Origin of the sequence: Streptomyces sp. SID5785, from assembly GCF_009870065.1 — a bacterium.
GTDB lineage: Bacteria > Actinomycetota > Actinomycetes > Streptomycetales > Streptomycetaceae > Streptomyces.
This window is the reverse complement of sequence record NZ_WWIA01000870.1, coordinates 1-16,890: the sequence shown is the minus strand read 5'-3', so window position 1 is coordinate 16,890 and position 16,890 is coordinate 1. Positions and strand designations below refer to the sequence as shown.

General features: G+C 72.7%; 15 protein-coding genes and 1 pseudogene. 9 read left to right on the top strand and 7 right to left on the bottom strand.

Features of this window, described 5'->3' with window-relative positions; genetic code table 11:
- Window positions 1-1,066: alpha/beta hydrolase (locus tag GTW43_RS28020; protein ID WP_202502025.1), on the top strand; the 1,066-nt coding region annotated here is incomplete at its 5' end.
- Between the two features lie 32 nt (window positions 1,067-1,098).
- Here GTW43_RS28020 and GTW43_RS28015 read toward each other — a convergent pair.
- Complete coding sequence (locus GTW43_RS28015) at window positions 1,099-1,563, bottom strand: RICIN domain-containing protein (protein WP_161304753.1); 465 nt, start codon at window positions 1,561-1,563, stop codon at window positions 1,099-1,101.
- A 408-nt stretch (window positions 1,564-1,971) separates the two neighbouring features.
- On the opposite strand from GTW43_RS28015, the gene GTW43_RS28010 reads away from it, so the two are divergent.
- Window positions 1,972-6,063 carry a discoidin domain-containing protein gene (locus GTW43_RS28010; RefSeq protein ID WP_161304752.1) on the top strand — a complete coding sequence of 1,364 codons (4,092 nt, stop codon included), beginning with the start codon at window positions 1,972-1,974 and terminating at the stop codon, window positions 6,061-6,063.
- Between the two features lie 115 nt (window positions 6,064-6,178).
- Window positions 6,179-6,907: an SOS response-associated peptidase gene (locus GTW43_RS28005; RefSeq protein ID WP_161304751.1), complete on the top strand. Its 729-nt coding sequence runs from the start codon at window positions 6,179-6,181 to the stop codon at window positions 6,905-6,907.
- Between the two features lie 186 nt (window positions 6,908-7,093).
- On the opposite strand, the gene GTW43_RS28000 is transcribed toward GTW43_RS28005, so the two are convergent.
- Window positions 7,094-7,696 (bottom strand): TetR/AcrR family transcriptional regulator, encoded by a 603-nt coding sequence (locus GTW43_RS28000; protein ID WP_161304750.1) that lies wholly within the window; start codon window positions 7,694-7,696, stop codon window positions 7,094-7,096.
- Between the two features lie 75 nt (window positions 7,697-7,771).
- On the opposite strand from GTW43_RS28000, the gene GTW43_RS27995 reads away from it, so the two are divergent.
- A complete protein-coding gene (locus GTW43_RS27995) occupies window positions 7,772-8,596 on the top strand; it encodes a class I SAM-dependent methyltransferase (protein WP_161304749.1) in 825 nt (274 codons plus the stop codon).
- Between the two features lie 77 nt (window positions 8,597-8,673).
- On the opposite strand, the gene GTW43_RS27990 is transcribed toward GTW43_RS27995, so the two are convergent.
- Together GTW43_RS27990 and GTW43_RS27985 are read right to left on the bottom strand one after the other, a co-directional pair.
- Window positions 8,674-9,729 (bottom strand): zinc-binding dehydrogenase, encoded by a 1,056-nt coding sequence (locus GTW43_RS27990; protein ID WP_237536858.1) that lies wholly within the window; start codon window positions 9,727-9,729, stop codon window positions 8,674-8,676.
- A 50-nt stretch (window positions 9,730-9,779) separates the two neighbouring features.
- The gene (locus GTW43_RS27985) at window positions 9,780-10,145 is read right to left on the bottom strand and encodes a MerR family transcriptional regulator (protein ID WP_161304748.1); all 366 of its coding nucleotides are present in this window, start codon (window positions 10,143-10,145) and stop codon (window positions 9,780-9,782) included.
- An 81-nt stretch (window positions 10,146-10,226) separates the two neighbouring features.
- On the opposite strand from GTW43_RS27985, the gene GTW43_RS27980 reads away from it, so the two are divergent.
- The gene (locus tag GTW43_RS27980) at window positions 10,227-10,892 is read left to right on the top strand and encodes a nitroreductase (RefSeq protein WP_161304747.1); all 666 of its coding nucleotides are present in this window, start codon (window positions 10,227-10,229) and stop codon (window positions 10,890-10,892) included.
- A 57-nt stretch (window positions 10,893-10,949) separates the two neighbouring features.
- On the opposite strand, the gene GTW43_RS27975 is transcribed toward GTW43_RS27980, so the two are convergent.
- The gene (locus tag GTW43_RS27975; RefSeq protein ID WP_161304746.1) at window positions 10,950-12,452 is read right to left on the bottom strand and encodes an MFS transporter; all 1,503 of its coding nucleotides are present in this window, start codon (window positions 12,450-12,452) and stop codon (window positions 10,950-10,952) included.
- A 273-nt stretch (window positions 12,453-12,725) separates the two neighbouring features.
- On the opposite strand from GTW43_RS27975, the gene GTW43_RS27970 reads away from it, so the two are divergent.
- The gene (locus GTW43_RS27970; RefSeq protein ID WP_161304745.1) at window positions 12,726-13,259 is read left to right on the top strand and encodes a MarR family winged helix-turn-helix transcriptional regulator; all 534 of its coding nucleotides are present in this window, start codon (window positions 12,726-12,728) and stop codon (window positions 13,257-13,259) included.
- A 47-nt stretch (window positions 13,260-13,306) separates the two neighbouring features.
- Here GTW43_RS27970 and GTW43_RS27965 read toward each other — a convergent pair whose 3' ends face one another.
- A complete protein-coding gene (locus tag GTW43_RS27965; protein WP_161304744.1) occupies window positions 13,307-14,071 on the bottom strand; it encodes an SDR family NAD(P)-dependent oxidoreductase in 765 nt (254 codons plus the stop codon).
- 101 nt (window positions 14,072-14,172) lie between these two features.
- Between GTW43_RS27965 and GTW43_RS27960 the strand changes: the two genes are divergently transcribed.
- On the top strand, window positions 14,173-15,021 hold the full coding sequence (locus GTW43_RS27960; protein WP_161304743.1) for a helix-turn-helix transcriptional regulator: 849 nt from the start codon (window positions 14,173-14,175) through the stop codon (window positions 15,019-15,021).
- 26 nt (window positions 15,022-15,047) lie between these two features.
- Here GTW43_RS27960 and GTW43_RS27955 read toward each other — a convergent pair whose 3' ends face one another.
- Window positions 15,048-15,761, bottom strand: coding sequence for an SDR family oxidoreductase (locus tag GTW43_RS27955; RefSeq protein ID WP_161304742.1), 714 nt, complete (start codon window positions 15,759-15,761; stop codon window positions 15,048-15,050).
- A 162-nt stretch (window positions 15,762-15,923) separates the two neighbouring features.
- Between GTW43_RS27955 and GTW43_RS27950 the strand changes: the two genes are divergently transcribed.
- The gene (locus tag GTW43_RS27950; protein ID WP_161304741.1) at window positions 15,924-16,538 is read left to right on the top strand and encodes a TetR/AcrR family transcriptional regulator; all 615 of its coding nucleotides are present in this window, start codon (window positions 15,924-15,926) and stop codon (window positions 16,536-16,538) included.
- A 112-nt stretch (window positions 16,539-16,650) separates the two neighbouring features.
- Window positions 16,651-16,890: pseudogene (locus GTW43_RS27945) on the top strand (VanZ family protein); the annotation flags it as partial.

Genomic DNA, 16,890 nt, shown 5'->3' with positions numbered 1-16,890 from the left:
TATACGCGGGCCGAAACCGCTCTTCTACGTCAGTTACCGGCTCGGCCTGGTCTTCAACGAGCTGCCCTTCGTCGCGCTCTACGCACTCGTGGCAGCGACAGCACTGGCCTTCGCCGAGGGGGACATCGCCACGCCGGCCGACTGGGGGTCCATCGGCCTGGCCGCGGCCTCGGCGGCCGGTCTCGTGCTGGTCGCCCTGCGCGGGATCCGGACCGCCTCCGTGGTCGGCCCGGCCCTGGACGAGGCGTTGGGCGCCGGGTCGGCCACCCGGCGCCGACCCCGCCCAGCGCGCATTCTCCTCAGACCCGTGTTGCGCCGCCGCGGCGACGTCCGCCGCGTCGGCGACCTCAGGTACGGGGACGCCGGACGTCGGAACCTCCTCGACGTCTACCACCACCGCGCGCGCCCCCAGGGCGGCCGCGTCCTGATCCACTTCCACGGTGGCCACTACGACCAGGGCCGCAAGAACACCCAGTCGCTTCCGCTGCTCTACCGGCTGGCGAGCCAGGGCTGGGTCTGCATCAGCGCCAACTACCGTCTCCGGCCCGCCTTTTCACACCCGGCCCATCTGATCGACGCCAAGAAGGTGATCGCCTGGGCGCGCGAGCACGCGGGCGAGTACGGAGCGGACCCCGCGGCGGGCGTGTTCGTGTCGGGAAGCTCCGCCGGCGGTCACATGGCGGCGCTCGCCGCCCTCACGGCGGACAACGCCGCATACCAGCCAGGTTTCGAGGAGGTGGACACCTCGGTGACCGCCGCCATCGCCCTCAACGGCTACCTCGGGACCTACTTCGACGGGGACCCGGCGACGTCACCCGTCCTGCTGGCCCGCCCCGACGCACCACCGTTCTTCATCGCCCACGGCGACCTCGACGAACTCGTCGAGACCGAGAACCCGCGGGCCCTCGTCGCGGCGCTGCGCGCCATCTCCACGTCGCCGGTCGTCTACGCGGAACTCCCCGGCGGGCACCACGCCTTCGACCTGTTCCACTCGTTCCGCTTCGAGGCGGTCATCGACGGCATCGAGGACTTCGCGGACCGGGTGGCCCCGCCGGCCACGTCTTGATCGACGAGGCCGTGCCGCCCCCGGGCGTGCCCTCACACGTTGTCCCACACCGTCCAGCGCTGGGACGGACCGCCGGTGCACTTGGTCGTGTTGACGCGGTCGTCGGACATCCGGGCCAGGCACAGGTGGCTGACCGCGTTCTTGAGAAGCACGGCACTGCTGCTCTCGTCCATGAACAGCCACAGGGCCGCATCGTCCTGCGCGTTGCACGGCTTCATGACCGGGCGGGCGTTGCGCGACACGAGACACAGCCCGGTCGCCTTCTGCCGCAGCGCCTTGAACTCGAGCTCGTCGTTCCAGTACCACTGCTGGTAGGTCGTGTGGTTGCAGCCGAAGACGTACGGCCCGTAGTCGGCGCGGAAGTCCAGGCAGCGCCAGGCGGGCTTCGACCGGTTCTGGAACGACGAGTTGTGCGGGACGGCCTCGGCCGACGTGGTCGTGATGCCTACGGCGAGGGCGATGACCGCCCCGACAGTGGCCAGCCTCTTCAGGAACATGATTCCCCCTCAGCCCGGCGGGTCAGGCCGGGGTACGTGAGATCCGAGCGGCCCGGACACTAGCAGCAGGCGGGGCGCCTCGGGGCGAAGGACGCGCAGGGGCCACGCGTGCTGCAACGCCCGGCCGCCGGGCTCAGCCGGAAGGAACCCCGCCCGCTGCCCCCCGGCGGCAGCCGAACCGGAGCCGCCCCGACAGGCGCCGCCCGAACCGCGGTCGCCCGAACCGCAGTCGCCCGAGCCGCCCCGCGCGGCCGGTCGTTCCTCACGGGTGCGGGATGCCTGAAACTCCTGAGGCGGTGCACGCCTCTTGACACGGGAGTGATCGCGAACGGACTCTGTGGCCACCTCATGGCAACGTTGTCATCCGCGTTGCCGTGCTCTCCTGTTCATGATGGGACCACAGTTGTCATGACTGATCGGATCGACCGGGCGTCAGGCCCGTCGCGGCGCTGGTTCATCGCCGCGGGTTCAACTCTGCTCGCCGGCTTCGGGCTCGAGGCGGCACCGGCCGCCGTCGCCGAAGCCCGTCAGGGCGCGGGCGGCCCGGGTGCCGCGGGCGAGTTGGCCACGCACCGTCCGGTGCACGTCTCCTCGACGGACTACGCGCCGACGCCCGGTGCATTCGCCGTCGACGGTCTGTCCGAGCCCGGAGTGCGGGGCAGCGGGTGGCGTGCCGCTTCCGGGGACCCGCAGTGGATCTCCGTCGACCTCCAGGCGGACTGCGAGATCACCTCGGTCCGGCTGACGTTCGAAGCGGCCGCGGGCGACCCCGTCTTCGAACCGCCGACGTCCGGCAACCCCCGTTCGGGCACGACCGGCAAGGAGATCCTGTCCAGCTACGCCGAGTCGTTCGCCGTCGAGACCTCGACGGACGGGAAGACGTGGACGACCGTCCACCGGACCACCGACGGCCGGGGCGGCGCCGTCGACATCCCGCTGTCCGAGCCCGTCACCGCGCGCTGGGTGCGCATGACGTCCCACAAGCGCTCCAGCGCCCTCCCGCTCGGTCTCAACGGGTTCGCGGTCTACGGCAAGGCCGCGCACCGGCGCCCCGCGGCCAGTGGCTGGACGGACTGGGGCCGGCACCACCACGACGCGCCCGCGCTGCACGTCGCCCAGGACGGCACGGTGCCGGTCGAGTCGGGCTGGGTCCTGACGATGGACGAGTGGGCGGGAAGCACCGACGGCGCGGAGCTGTCGCGGCACGGAGTCGACACCGACGGCTGGCTGCCGGCCACGGTCCCGGGCACGGTCCTCGGCTCGCTCGTCGACCAGGGCAAGCTCCCCGACCCGGTCGTCGGCCTGAACAACCTGCGCATACCGGAAGCGCTGTCCCGGCACGCGTGGTGGTACCGACGGGAGTTCACCGTGCCTTCGGGGCTCTCCGTCACCGGGGACCGCCGGACGCGGCTCGAGTTCGACGGCATCAACCACGAGGCCGAGGTGTGGCTCAACGGGACGCGCGTCGGCGACCTCGCACACCCCTTCGCCCGCGCCGCGTTCGACGTCACCGACGCGCTCGAACCCCGCGGGCGCAACGTGCTCGCCGTCCGGATCAAGCCGATGCCGCTGCCCGGCAGTCCCGGCGACAAGGGCCCCGCGGGCGAGGCCTGGGTGGACGCCGGCGCGGACACCATGAACAAGAACTCGCCCACCTACCTCGCCACGTCCGGCTGGGACTGGATGCCGGCCGTGCGCGACCGCGCGGCCGGCATCTGGAACCACGTACGCCTGCGGAGCACGGGCGCGGCGGTTCTCGGGGACCCGCGCGTCGACACGCTGCTGCCGAAGCTGCCCGACACGTCGGTCGCGGAGCTCACGCTCGTCGTGCCGGTGCACAACACCGACCAGGCGAAGCGTTCGGTCACGGTCAAGGCGTCGTTCGACGGCGTGCGGGTCACGAAGACGGTCGAGGTGGCGGGCGGCGCGAGCACCGACGTCGTGCTGGCTCCCGACGAGTTCGCGCAGCTCAAGATCCGCCGCCCGCGCCTGTGGTGGCCCAACGGCCTCGGCGACGCCGCCCTGCACGACCTGACGCTGACCGCCTCCGTGGCCGGGAGGCAGAGCGACGTCCGCCGCACCCGCTTCGGTATCCGGCAGTTCGGCTACGAGTACGACGTGCCGCTGCCGTTCGGGGCGGGCGGCAGCGAGGACGCGAGCCTGCAGTCCGTGCCGCTGGAGCGCACCGACGCCCGGTACGTCCGCGTCGCCTGCAAGGACCGGGCCACCGACTGGGGCTTCTCCCTGTGGTCGCTCTCGGTCCTCGACAGCCGGCGGGCCGGCACCGACCTCGCGCTGCACGCCGCCGCCGACGCCTCCAGCACGGACACCGCCGAGCACGCGGCGCGCTGCGTCAGCGACGGGGACACGTCCACCCGCTGGTCCTCCGAGTTCTCCGACCGCCAGTGGATCCAGGTCGACCTCGGGTCCGTGCAGTCCGTCGACCGGGTCGACCTCCTGTGGGAGAAGGCGTACGCGCGCACCTTCACCGTCCAGGTCTCCGCGGACGGCGACACGTGGCACGACGCCGCGTCCGTCGACAACACGGCGGTGCCGCTCCCGTTCGGTGCCTCCGACGCCAGCCTCCAGGTCCGTGACATCCCCGCGCAGACCGCCCGCCATGTGCGGCTCAAGTGCGGTGTGCGGCAGACCAGCTGGGGCGTCTCGCTGTGGACGCTGTCGGTGTTCTCCTCCGAGGACGCGGGCACCGACCTCGCCCTCCACGGCAAGGCGACCGCCTCCACCCAGGAGGACGACAAGCCGGCGTCCAACGTCACCGACGGCGATTCCGGGACCCGCTGGTCGTCCGCGTACGAGGACGACCAGTGGATCCAGGTGGACCTCGGACAGTCCCGCACGTTCGACCGCGTGGCCCTGCTGTGGGAGCGCGCGTACCCGAAGACGTACACCCTCCAGGTCTCCGAGGACGGCCAGGACTGGAAGGACGTCGAGACCGTCTCCAACGAACCGGAGCCGCTCAAGATCAGCGTGAACGGCGTACGGGTCCTGGCCCGCGGCGGCAACTGGGGCTGGGACGAGCTGCTGCGCAGGATGCCCGACGCACGCATGGACGCCGCCGTGCGGATGCACCGCGACATGAACTTCACCATGATCCGCAACTGGGTCGGCAGCAGCGACCGCGAGGAGTTCTTCGCCGCGTGCGACGAGCACGGCATCCTCGTCTGGAACGACTTCCCGAACGCCTGGGGCATGGACCCTCCGGACCACGACGTCTTCAACGGGCAGGCCGCGGACACCGTCCTGCGCTACCGGATCCACCCGAGCATCGTCGTCTGGTGCGGTGCCAACGAGGGCGACCCGCCCGCCGCCGTCGACGAAGGCATGCGCAGGGCCGTCGAGAGCGGCGCCCCCGGCATCCTCTACCAGAACAACTCCGCGGGCGGCATCGTCACCGGCGGCGGCCCCTACGGCTTCGTGGAGCCGGAGAAGTACTTCGATCCGGCGACCTACGGCAGCAAGAACTTCGGCTTCCACACCGAGATCGGCATGCCGGTGGTCTCCACGGCCGACAGCCTGCGTGCGATGACCGGCGACGAGCCCGAGTGGCCCATCGGCGGCGCCTGGTACCTGCACGACTGGAGCGAGCGGGGGAACCAGGCCCCGCAGAACTACAAGGCGGCGATCGAGGCCCGCCTCGGCGCGTCGAAGGACCTGGACGACTTCGCCCGCAAGGCGCAGTTCGTCAACTTCGAGAACGCCCGCGCCATGTTCGAGGCGTGGAACGCCCACCTGTGGGACGACGCGACCGGCCTCATGCTGTGGATGTCGCACCCCGCCTGGCACAGCACGGTGTGGCAGACCTACGACTACGACTTCGACGTCAACGGCATGTACTACGGGGCGCGTTCGGCCTGCGAGCCGCTGCACGTCCAGGCGCACCCGGGCACCTGGCAGCTCACCGTGGTCAACCACACGGGCGCCGGCCTGCGCCGGGCCGGGGTGACGGCCGAGCTGTACGACCTGACGGGCCGCCGCCTCGGCACTCCCCGGAAGCACATCGTGGACGTCGCCGCGGCCACGCGGTCCGCGGACCTGGGCGCGGTCCCGTGGGCGGACACGCTGCCCGATCTGCACCTGCTGCGCCTGACCCTCAAGGACGCGAAGGGGCGGACGCTGTCGACGAACACCTACTGGCGCCACCGCACCCCCGCGGCCATGAAGGGTCTGTCCGGCATGGACCGGACCCGGCTGACGGTCGGCGCCCCGCACGTGTCCCGTGCGGGCGACCGCCGCCGGCTGACCGCGACGGTGCGCAACGCCGGTTCCGCCGTCGCACCCATGACGCGGCTCTCCCTGCGCGAGACCCACGGCGGCGACCGCGTGCTCCCCACCCTCTACAGCCACAACTACCTGTGGCTGCTGCCCGGGGAGTCGCAGGAGGTCACGCTCTCGTGGCCGGAGGCGGCCACGAAGGAGGGCGCACGCGTCGCCCTGCACGCTCAGGCGTACAACTCCGCCGAGACGTCCCGGCACGCCTGACCCCGCACCGGGCCGCGATCGCGCGGCCCGCCCGGACGGCCCGTTCCGCACCGCGCGGGACGGGCCGTCCCGCGTTGCCCGCCGCCGGCGCCCGAGGAGTGGCACAGTGGCGGGTATGTGCGGCCGCTATGCCTCGACCCGAGCCCCTCAGGACCTGACCGGCCTCTTCGCCGTCACCGACTGGCGCCCCGAGGAGACCCTCGCGCCCAGCTGGAACGTCGCCCCGACCGACCCCGTGTACGCCGTCCTGGAGCGCCCCGCACGCGAGGACGGCGACGAGGTCCGCCGCGAGCTGCGGGTGCTGCGCTGGGGCCTCGTGCCGTCCTGGTCGAAGGACCCGAAGAGCGGCGCCCGGATGATCAACGCCCGCGTCGAGACGGTGCACGAGAAGCCCGCCTACCGCCGCGCGTTCTCGCGGCGCCGCTGCCTGCTCCCGGCCGACGGCTTCTACGAATGGGACCCGGTCACCGACGAGAAGACGGGCCGCACCCGCAAGCAGCCGTACTTCATCCACCCCGGCGACGACGGGATCATGGCCCTCGCCGGTCTGTACGAGTTCTGGCGCGACCCCGAGGTCACGGCCGACGACGACCCCGACGCCTGGCTGACCACCTGCACGATCATCACCACCGAGGCCACCGACGCGGCCGGCCGCGTCCACCCCCGGATGCCGCTCGCCCTCACCCCGGACCACTACGACACGTGGCTCGACCCCCACCACCAGGACACCGCGGACCTGCGCGCCCTGCTGACCCAGCCTGCGGGCGGACACCTCGACGCCCGAGCCGTGTCGATGGCCGTGAACAACGTGCGCAACAACGGTCCGGAGCTCCTCGATCCGTGACGCGCAGCCGCGTGGGGCGGCGGGCGTCCTACGGGCGAGCCGTCCTCACCGCGTGCCTCGCCGGCCCGGGCTCACCATGCCGTACTCGTAGGCCATGACCACGACCTGCGACCTGTCCCGGGGCACCGGGCGTCGTCGGAACTCCGTGCGGGCGCCCTGCGCAACGACCGCACGGCGCCCCGCCGTTCACGCCGGGCGGCGCTGCAGCACGTCCGCGAGTACCGTGGTCACGAGCCGGTGCACGGTCTCCGTCGTCGGCGGCCCCGGGTCCCGGTCCGCGAACAGCAGGTGGCCGCCCCCGACGAGCGACAGCGTCAGCGAGTCGAGGTCGGCGTCGGCGGAGATCCGGCCCAGGGCCCGCTCGTCCGCGAGGCAGTCCCGGACGGCGGTGGTGACCTGGGACAGGATCGTGATCCCGCCGCCCGGCCGGGCCTCCTTCAGGCGGGTCCGCAGCGCGTCGCGGAACGTGATGAGCGGGATGATCGCGACCGGGACCGGACCGAACAGGGTGATCAGTGCGTCGGTCAGGTTCCCCGCGACCGTGCCGGTGCCCGCGGACGCGCGCAGGGTCCGCGCCTGCGCGTCGAGCTGCGCGGCCCGGTCGAGCACGAGGTCGGTGAGGAACGCGTCGAAGTCGGCGAAGTGCCGGTGCAGGACGCCCTTGGCGCAGCCCGCCTCGTCGGTGACGGCGCGGCTGGTCAGGCCGTTCGGCCCGTCGCGCAGCAGTACGCGCTCGGCAGCGTCGAACAGCTGCGTGCGCGCGTCGCGGAGGTGTACCCCGGTCGGCACTGACTGATCCCCTCGTCATGGCCCGGCGGTCCGGTGCCCGTTGGCAGATGGGCGGGCGCCCACTAAAGTGACCGCATGCCCACTCTATCGCGAGAGCACCCCGAACCGGCCCCGCTGCACCGGGCCCGGCAGATGGCCGAGTCCTTCGGCACGGACGCGCCGGGCTACGACCGGGCCCGCCCCGCCTACCCCGACGCACTGATCACCCGTGTCGTCGAGGAGAGCCCGGGCCCCGGCGTGCTCGACGTCGGCTGCGGCACCGGCATCGCCGCCCGTCAGTTCCGGGCCGCGGGCTGCACGGTGCTGGGCGTCGAACCGGACCCGCGGATGGCGGACTTCGCGCGGGCGAGCGGCCTGCGGGTCGATGTGTCGACCTTCGAGGAGTGGGACCCGGCCGGCCGGACCTTCGACATCGTCACCGCCGCGCAGTCCTGGCACTGGGTGGACCCGGCCGCAGGCGCCGCCAAGGCCGCACGCCTCCTGCGCCCGCACGGCCGCCTGGCCGCCTTCGGTCACGTGATCGAGCCACCGGCCGAGGTGGCCGAGCCGATGACGGCGGCCCTTCGCCGGGTCGCGCCCGACTCCCCGTTCACCGGTCAGCCGGCGCGCCGCCCGCTGGAGATGTACCGCGCGGGCTACGCGAAGATCGCGGACCACCTCCGCGAGACCGGCCGGTTCGACGAGCCGTCCCAGTGGCAGTTCGACTGGGAGCGCGACTACACCCGCGACGAGTGGCTGGCCCTGCTCCCCACCACGGGCGCCCTGACCCGTCTCCGCCGCGACCAACTGGCCGAGATCCTGGCCGAGGTGGGCCGCGCAGTCGACGCGCTGGGCGGCGCCTTCACCATGCACTACACGACGCTGGCGACGACGGCGGTGAGGTCGTCGGCGGCGCGGTGAACGTCGAGCCCGACAGACACCCGCCCATCAGCCGTGTCGACAACGCTGCGGGCCGGTGCACCGGGGCGTGGTGCGCTCTAACGCCACGGGTCGAGCGCCAGCTTGCCCTGGGTGAGGCCCCCTGCGAGCTCCTCCAGGACCGCGGGCCCTTCGGCCAGTGGACGCACGCACGGGGTGCCCGGCGGGTAGACGCCCTGAGCGACCAGCGCCCCGAGCTCGTCGAGGACGGAGCGGTAGAGCACCGGCGCCGCGGCCGCCATCGCGCCGATGTGCAGGCCCTTGACCTGCACCGGGTGTGAGAAGACCAGGTCGTGCGTCGTCAGGGCCGCGTCCCCGGACGCGGCACCGAACACGACCACCCGCCCGGTGAAGGGCCGGGCCACCGACAGGCTCGCCTCGAACGTCGCGCGCCCCACCGACTCCAGGACCAGATCGACACCACCGCCGGCGACCCGGACGATCTCGTCCGCCAGATCGTCGCGCCGGCTGTCGAGCACCGCGTCGGCCCCCAGGGCGCCGACCGTGCCGTGCTTCCCGGGGGACGCCGTCGCGATCACCCGCGCACCGTAGTGCCGGGCGAGCCGCACCGCGGCCTGACCCACACCGCCCGCCGCGGCGTGCACGAGCACCGTCTCACCCGCCCTGATCTCGCCGAGGGGCTTCAGCGCGGCCAGGGCGGTGGCCCAGTTCAGCACCAGGCCGAGGGACTGCGCGTCACTCCACCCGGACGGGACGGGCACCACGTCGTCGGCGGCCATCGTCATGTACTGCGCGAAGGCACCCGGACCCGCTCCGACGACGCGGGTGCCGATCGGCAGCGGATCCGGCACCCCGGGGCCCGTGCCCACGATCTCCCCGGCCGCCTCGAAGCCGGCCGTGTAGGGAGCCTGCGGGCCGCCTCCGTACGTGCCCCGCGTCTGCATCACATCCGCGAAGTTGACCCCTGCGGCGCCCACCCGGATCAGATAGGCACCCGGGCCCGGGGCGGGACGGCCGAGGCCGGTCGTGAGGGTCAGATCTCGGGGTCCGTGGTGCGACCGCTGCACCAGCGCCCGCATGCCGCGCGCGGAAGCCCTGGCCTGGGTCTGGGTCTGTGTCTGCCGGGTGCCGCTCTGCGGCTCGTCGAGGTCCATGAGCGGGACCGTAGGATCCTGACACTTGTGTCAAGGTCAAGCGGACGCCGTCAGCGGTCGGTGCTCCGTGCCTCGCGCAGGTAGGCGTCGAGGGCCTCCTGCTGGCGGCTGAGTACCGCGATGCGTGCCGTGAGGCGGTCGCGGTGCTGCTCCACCTCGTGCAGGAACGCGGCGCACGTGGCCTCGTCCGCGCCCCCGGCCCCGTCGGTGAGGTCCGGCAGGAGTTCCCTGATCAGCCGCACGGGCAGCCCCGACTCCAGCAGCGACCGGATGACGAGCACCCGGTCGATCGTCGACTGGCAGTAGTCCCGGAACCCGTTGCCGAACCGGCCCGGAACGATCAGGCCCTCGTCCTCGTAGTGCCGCAGCGACCGGGCGCTGGCACCGCTGGCCCTGGCGGCTTCACTGATCCTCACGTCGTCCACAACCGCGGGGGCCGCGGCGGTGTTCCCGCCGCGGAGGAGCATGGGGCGTCGCCAGAGAGAGGACACGAGGACGTGGACGTGTACGAGGCCGTGGAGAGCCGCAGGTCGGTGCGGGCGTTCAGCGACGAGCCGGTCCCGAGGGAGGTGCTCGATCGGGTGCTGGCCGCGGCGTCCCGCAGCCCGTCGAGCGGGAATCTCCAGCCGTGGCAGGTCGTCGTCGTGGCGGGCGAGCCGCTCGCCGCACTGAAGGAGCGGGCCGGGGCGCGGGCCCGCGCCGGCGATCCGGGGGACGAGCGCGTGTACCCGATGTACCCGCCCGCACTGGCCGAGCCGTACGCGGGCCGTTTCGCCGCCGCGGCCGCCCAGCGGTACGCGGCGCTGGGGATCGACCGGGACGACCCGGGCAGGCCCGCGAGGGTCGCGGCCTTGAACACGGAGGCGTTCGGGGCGCCTGCGGTCCTGTTCCTCTACCTGGACCGGGCGATGGGTCCGGGCCAGTGGGCGGACGCGGGGATGTACCTGCAGACGGTCATGCTGCTGCTCAGGGCGGAGGGGCTGCACAGCTGTCCGCAGGTGATGTGGACGATGTACCGCCGGACCGTCGATGCGGCCGTGGGCGCGGACGACGGGCTCGTGCTGGTCTGCGGCGTCGCCGTGGGGTTCGAGCGGGACGGCGTGCCGCCGCTGCGCACCGGGCGCGCGCCCCTGTCCGAGACCGTGCGGTTCGTCGGGGTGTGACGTAGGGGCCCGCAGGACCTCGCGGTCGTGCGGGCCCCCAAGGCCGGGCGTGCGGGGTCAGTGCGCCACGCGCTGCACCGGCTTGGCGTTGACGAGCAGGGCGGCCGCCGCGCCCGCGAGGAGCATGGCGATGACCGCGTAGCCGATCGCGTGGGTGTAGCCGTGGACCACGCCCTCCGCGACGACCTGGGCCTTCTTCGACGGGTCGGTCAGGTGACCGGTGATGTAGGTCGCCGTGGCCGAGGTGGCGATCGTGTTCAGCAGCGCGGTGCCCAGCGAACCGCCCACCTGCTGCGAGGTGTTGACCATGGCCGAGGTGACACCGGCGTCCTGCGGGCGGACCCCCGCCGTGGCGGTGGAGAAGACCGGCATGAACGTGAGGCCCATGCCCAGACCCATGATGAGCTCGGCGGGCAGCACGTGGGTCGCGTACGCCGAGTCGACACCGAGCTGGGTGAGGATCAGCAGGCCGCCGGCCGCGAGCAGCATGCCGGGCACCATGAGGGTGCGGGCCGGGACCTTCGGCAGCAGCCGGGCCGAGATCTGGGTCGAGCCGATGATGATCGCGACCGACATCGGCAGGAAGGCCAGACCCGTGCGCACGGGGGAGTAGCCGAGGATGCCCTGCAGGTAGTAGGTCATGAACAGGAACAGGCCGAACATGCCGATCGTGGCCAGGCCCATCGTGAGGAAGCAGCCCGCGCGGTTGCGGTCGCGCAGGATGCGCAGCGGCAGCAGCGGCGACTTCGCGCGGGACTGCCACGCGACGAACGCGATGAGCGCCACGACACCGCCGACCAGCAGCGAGACGACGAGCGAGTCGCTCCAGCCGCGCGGCTCCGCCTCGGAGAACCCGTACACGATGGCGACGAGACCGCCGCAGCCGAGGATGACGCCGGGCACGTCGAGCCGGACGTCCTTGTGACCCGGGCGGTCGTGCAGCAGGAGCCGGGCGCCGATGACCGCGACGATCGCGATCGGGATGTTGACGTACAGGCACCAGCGCCAGTTCAGGTACGAGGTGAGGATTCCGCCGAGCAGCAGGCCGATGGCGCCGCCCGCACCAGCAAGGGCACCGTAGATGCCGAACGCCTTGCCGCGCTCGCGCGGGTCGGTGAACGTGGTGGTCATCAGGGACAGCGCGGACGGGGCGAGCAGCGCGCCGAAGACGCCCTGCGCCGCGCGTGCGGCGAACAGCATGCCGGAGCCGGTCGCGGCGCCGCCGACGGCGGACGCGAGGGCGAAGCCGACCAGGCCGATCATGAAGGTGCGCTTGCGGCCGACGAGGTCGGCGACGCGGCCGCCGAGCAGCAGCAGGCCGCCGAAGGCCAGGGTGTAGGCGGTGATGACCCACTGGCGGTTGCCGTCCGACATGCCCAGGTCGGTCTGGGCGGACGGCAGCGCGATGTTCACGATGGTCGCGTCGAGCACCACCATGAGCTGGGCCAGGGCGATGACGACCAGACCCCACCAGCGCCGGGGGTCGGGCGTCTCCACCGCGCCGGTGGAGGAGGGGGCCGGCGCCGTCCGCGTGGCGCCGGTGGATATGGAGTCGCTCATGTCGAGGACGTCGCTTCCTTGCCGAGAGTTGTGCGAGGTGCTGCGCGCGGCGGTCCGGGACCGGACGCCGTACGTCGGCGGGACGGGCCGCGGGCGCAGCATGTGTCTGGGTGTGTGGGGCCGGGGCGTCGTCGTCCCGGCCGATGGCCGGGTACCCGGATGTGCCGGGGGATGTCGGCCTGGTCCCTGTGTGCTGAGCGATGCGTGACGCCTTCGTCGGCGCCGGGAATCGTCAGTAGTGCTGATTATCAGGATCAGGATACGCTATCGGGCATGAAGGACGAAGCCCGGCCGGTCGAGCAGCTCACCCAGCGACTCGGATACCTGATGAAGCACGCGTATCTCAGACTGTCCGACCTGCTCGGCGACGCCCTGGCCCCGTACGGGGTGCACCCCAAGGAGCTGGGCGTTCTCTCTGTGATCGCCGCGGACGGCGTCGAGCGCTCGCAGAACGAACTGGCGTCGGCGATCGGCCTGGACCGCACCACGATGGTGGCGGTCATCGACGGACTGGAGAGCAAGGGCCTCGTGGCGCGCCGCCGCAGCGACCGGGACCGCCGGCGCAACGTGGTGACGATCACCGAGGCCGGCGGCGTCTGCCTGCGCGAAGCCGACCGGGCCCGCGCCGAGGCGGAGGCCGCGTTCCTCGCACCGCTCGACGCGGCGCAGGCCGAGCAGCTGACCGAGGCGCTGCGCACGCTGTTCCACGCGCACGAGGCGGGCCCGGCGCCCGTGCTGCCCGGTCAGGACCCGGCCGGCTGTCCCGGAGAGCAGACGGGCGGCGCCGCGGCAGCACCGAAGGCCTGACCCCGTCGGGGGCCAGGCCTTCGGTGCCGGCAAGCGGCAGGCGGGTACTACTTCCCGTGCGGGTCACCGGCGTTGAGCGCCGCCACGACCTGCTCGTAGTCGCCGCGGGCCTCGCCGTAGCGCAGGAACTTCACGCGCTCGACCTGGATCTCCCGGGCGTCGGGACGCGTCTCGATGAGGTCCATCACCTCGGCGATGAACTCGTCCAGCGGCATCGCCGCCTCGTTGTCCTCGTGGCCCGGCATGAGCGCGGTGCGCACGGCCGGCGGCTCCAGCTCCACGATCTTCACCGACGTGTCGGCGAGCTGCAGGCGGAGGGTCTCGCTGAGCATGTGGATCGCGGCCTTCGACGCGTTGTAGCTCGGCGTCACCTTGAGCGGCGCGAAGGCCAGACCCGACGACACGGTCATGACGGTGGCGTCCGGCTGTGCCTGGAGGTGCTCGATGAAGGCGGCGAGGAGCCGGATCGGGCCGAGCACGTTGGTGGTGACGGTGGACTCGGCGGAGGCGAGGAACGACGCCGGGGCGTGCCAGTCCTCGACGCGCATCACGCCGGCCATCGCGATGAGCACGTTGAGATCCGGGTGGCGGTCGAGCACCTGCTTCGCCGCCGCCTCGATGCTCGCCGGGTCCGCCGTGTCGATCTGCACCGTGTCGATGCCCGGGTGCTCGGCCGCGATCTGCTCCAGGAGCTCGGCCCGCCGGCCGCCGACGATGACGGTGTTCCCCTTCGCGTGCAGCGCGAGCGCGAGGGCCAGACCGATGCCGCTGGTGGAGCCGGGGACGAAGATGGTGTTTCCGGAGATGTTCATGGCTCCACTCTCGGCGCTGCGGCGCCCGCGGTGCAGAGTTCGCTGATCGGGGGATCGGCGATCCCTGGTTGGCGTGCCCCGTCCGGCCGATAATCGGGTCCATGGACCGCACCGCACTCGCCGACTTCCTGCGCCGCCGACGGGAGGCCCTCCGGCCGCAGGACGTCGGCCTGCCCCAGGGCGCCCGGCGCCGGGCCCCCGGCCTGAGGCGCGAGGAGGTCGCCGCCCTGGCCGTCATGTCGACCGACTACTACACCCGGCTGGAGCAGCAGCGCGCCCCGCAGCCCAGCGCCCACATCCTCGCCTCGCTCGCCCGCGCCCTGCGCCTGACCGGCGACGAACGCGACTACCTCTTCCGGGTCGCCGGGCACAACGCCCCGCCCACTCTGTCGGTGTCGACCCACGTCGCCCCCGCGCTGCTGCGCGTCCTCGACCGCCTGGTGGACACCCCCGCGCTCGTCCTGACCGACCTCGGCGAGACGCTGGTCCAGAACAGCATGGCCGCCGCCCTGCTGGGCGACGCCTCGCACCACACGGGGCACGCGCGCAGCGCGATCTACCGCTGGTTCACCGACCCCGCCGAGCGGCAGCGCTATCCCGAGGAGGATCGCGACCGGCAGAGCCGCGCCCAGGTCGCGAACCTGCGCGCCGCCTACGGGGTGCGGGGTGCGCGCTCCCCGGCCGGTGACCTCGTCGAGGCGCTCCGCGAGGTGAGCGAGGAGTTCGCCGAGCTGTGGGCCCGCCACGAGGTGGCCCAGCGCTTCGAGGACCACAAGACGCTCGTCCACCCGGAGATCGGCCCCATCGAGGTCGACTGCCAGGCGCTGTTCACCGAGGACCAGTCCCAGGTGCTGCTCGTCCTCACGGCCGCGCCGCGCACCGAGGACGCCGAGAAGCTGCGGCTGCTCGCCGTGCTCGGACAGGACCGGTTCGCCGCGACGGAGCAGTAACCGGCACCCGGGCGCGGCCTCCGGGCTCATGGGCGGGCGTGCACCCCGACACCGCCGGACACGACGAGGTCGTCGCCCGTGATGTAGGCGGCGGCGTCCGAGGCGAGGAAGGCCACGGCCTCGGCGACGTCGTCCGGAGTGCCGACACGGCCGAGCGGTACGGCCTGCGCCCAGGACTCGATCATGTCCCGGGTGACGCCCATCCTGCTGTACGCGGGGGTGTCGATGAGCCCCGGGCTCACCGCGTTGACCCGGACACCGCGCGGGGCCAGTTCGAGCGCCAGGGAGCGCATGAGCGGCAGCAGTGCGCCCTTGGCGGCGGCCACCGCGGACCCGACGCCCTCCCCGGCCCCGACGGTGAACACGACGGAGCCGCCGTCGGCGAGCAGCGGCAGCGCCTTCTGCAGCGTGAAGAAGCCGCCCTTGACGTTCGTGTCGAAGAGGTCGTCGAACGCCGCCTCGTCGATCGACTCGACGGGGCCCGGCCGCGACACACCGGCGTTGAGGAACAGCAGGTCGAGTGTGCCGAACCGGGCGCGCACCTCGTCCATCACGTGATCGAGATCCGCGAGGGACCGCGCGTCGGCGCGGACGACGGCGACCTCGTCGGGCAGTCCGTGGCCCTCGGTCCCGGTGAGGCCGGTGACCATCACGCGATACCCGCGCGCGTGCAGCAGCTCGGCGGTCGCCCGGCCTATCCCGCTGGTGCCACCGGTGACCAGAGCTGTGGGTGTGGACATGGTGCGCTCCTCGTGGGGTGTGTGCGTCGGGCGCGGCGGCCCGTGGTCGGGGGCGCCTTGCCGCGCCCCTTTCTGTCAGCGTACGCCTTTTTGGCAGTGACTGTCAGACTGCCGCTCGGTGTCATGCCGGTCGCACCCCTCGGCGTGCGGGACCATGGGCGCATGAAGCAGGAAGCGAAGTCACCGGCGGCGACCGCCGCACCGGGCACACTGTGGGACCGGACCCGGCAGCTGGCCTCGCGGGAGATCCTCGAGACGGCGCTGCGGCTGTTCGTCGAGCAGGGCTACGACGAGACGACCGTCGCCCAGATCGCCCGTGAGTCCGGGGTCTCCCAGCGCACCCTCTTCCGCTATTTCGGGACCAAGGAGGACCTGCTCGGCGGCGATCAGGACCGGTTCTGGGCGGTGCTGGAGGAGACGGTCACCGAGCAGCCGGCCGGGGCCGACGCCTGGCAGGTGCTGCGCGCCGGGTTCGCCGCCGTCCTGGCCGTCCACGAGAGCCGCGAGCAGGCGCTCCAGCGTTTCCGTCTGCTGCACCGCACGCCCTCCCTGCGCGCCGGATGGCTGGACAAGCGGCTGCGGTTCCAGGAGAAGCTGCTGCCCCTCGTCGAGCCGCGGACCGGTGCGGCCGCCGGGAATCCGCGCGCGCACACCCGGGCCGTCGTCGCGACCGCGTTCGCGTGCCTCGACGCCGCGTCGATGTCCTGGGTCGACCAGGACGGCGAGGGTGAGATCATCGACCTCTACGACCTGTGCGTGGCGGCGGTCAGGGGCTGAGCCGCCCGGACGCCCCGGACGGATCGGATGCCCCCGGACGGACCGGACGCCCGGAAGGGCCGATCGGGCCGTGACACGCGTGCGGCCCCGACTCCTGGGTAATGAGCGGCACATGGAAAAAGAGCCAAGGCTTCGAAGACGTACGTGGGCATGGCGACCGGTGCGCGCCGCCGTCATGGCTCTGGGCTTCGTGTGCATGGTCGGCTTCGCCGTCGCGCTCGCCCGGGTGACCCTCGTGCCCTCGCCCGCGTCGGTCCCGCTCACCCACGCCAACTTCCACCCGGGCAGCTCCATCCGCCTCTACCTGGACCAGCCCGACTGGCGGGACTCGATCAAGCAGGTCGGCGGGAAC

Coding starts and splice junctions, on each gene's coding strand:
- GTW43_RS27955 (WP_161304742.1), bottom strand. CDS start 15,761: ATGTCCACACCCACAGCTCTGGTCACCGGTGGCACCAGCGGGATAGGC.
- GTW43_RS28005 (WP_161304751.1), top strand. CDS start 6,179: ATGTGCGGCCGCTATGCCTCGACCCGAGCCCCTCAGGACCTGACCGGC.
- GTW43_RS28010 (WP_161304752.1), top strand. CDS start 1,972: ATGACTGATCGGATCGACCGGGCGTCAGGCCCGTCGCGGCGCTGGTTC.
- GTW43_RS27995 (WP_161304749.1), top strand. CDS start 7,772: ATGCCCACTCTATCGCGAGAGCACCCCGAACCGGCCCCGCTGCACCGG.
- GTW43_RS27990 (WP_237536858.1), bottom strand. CDS start 9,729: ATGGACCTCGACGAGCCGCAGAGCGGCACCCGGCAGACACAGACCCAG.
- GTW43_RS27975 (WP_161304746.1), bottom strand. CDS start 12,452: ATGAGCGACTCCATATCCACCGGCGCCACGCGGACGGCGCCGGCCCCC.
- GTW43_RS27950 (WP_161304741.1), top strand. CDS start 15,924: ATGAAGCAGGAAGCGAAGTCACCGGCGGCGACCGCCGCACCGGGCACA.
- GTW43_RS28015 (WP_161304753.1), bottom strand. CDS start 1,563: ATGTTCCTGAAGAGGCTGGCCACTGTCGGGGCGGTCATCGCCCTCGCC.
- GTW43_RS27960 (WP_161304743.1), top strand. CDS start 14,173: ATGGACCGCACCGCACTCGCCGACTTCCTGCGCCGCCGACGGGAGGCC.
- GTW43_RS27970 (WP_161304745.1), top strand. CDS start 12,726: ATGAAGGACGAAGCCCGGCCGGTCGAGCAGCTCACCCAGCGACTCGGA.
- GTW43_RS27965 (WP_161304744.1), bottom strand. CDS start 14,071: ATGAACATCTCCGGAAACACCATCTTCGTCCCCGGCTCCACCAGCGGC.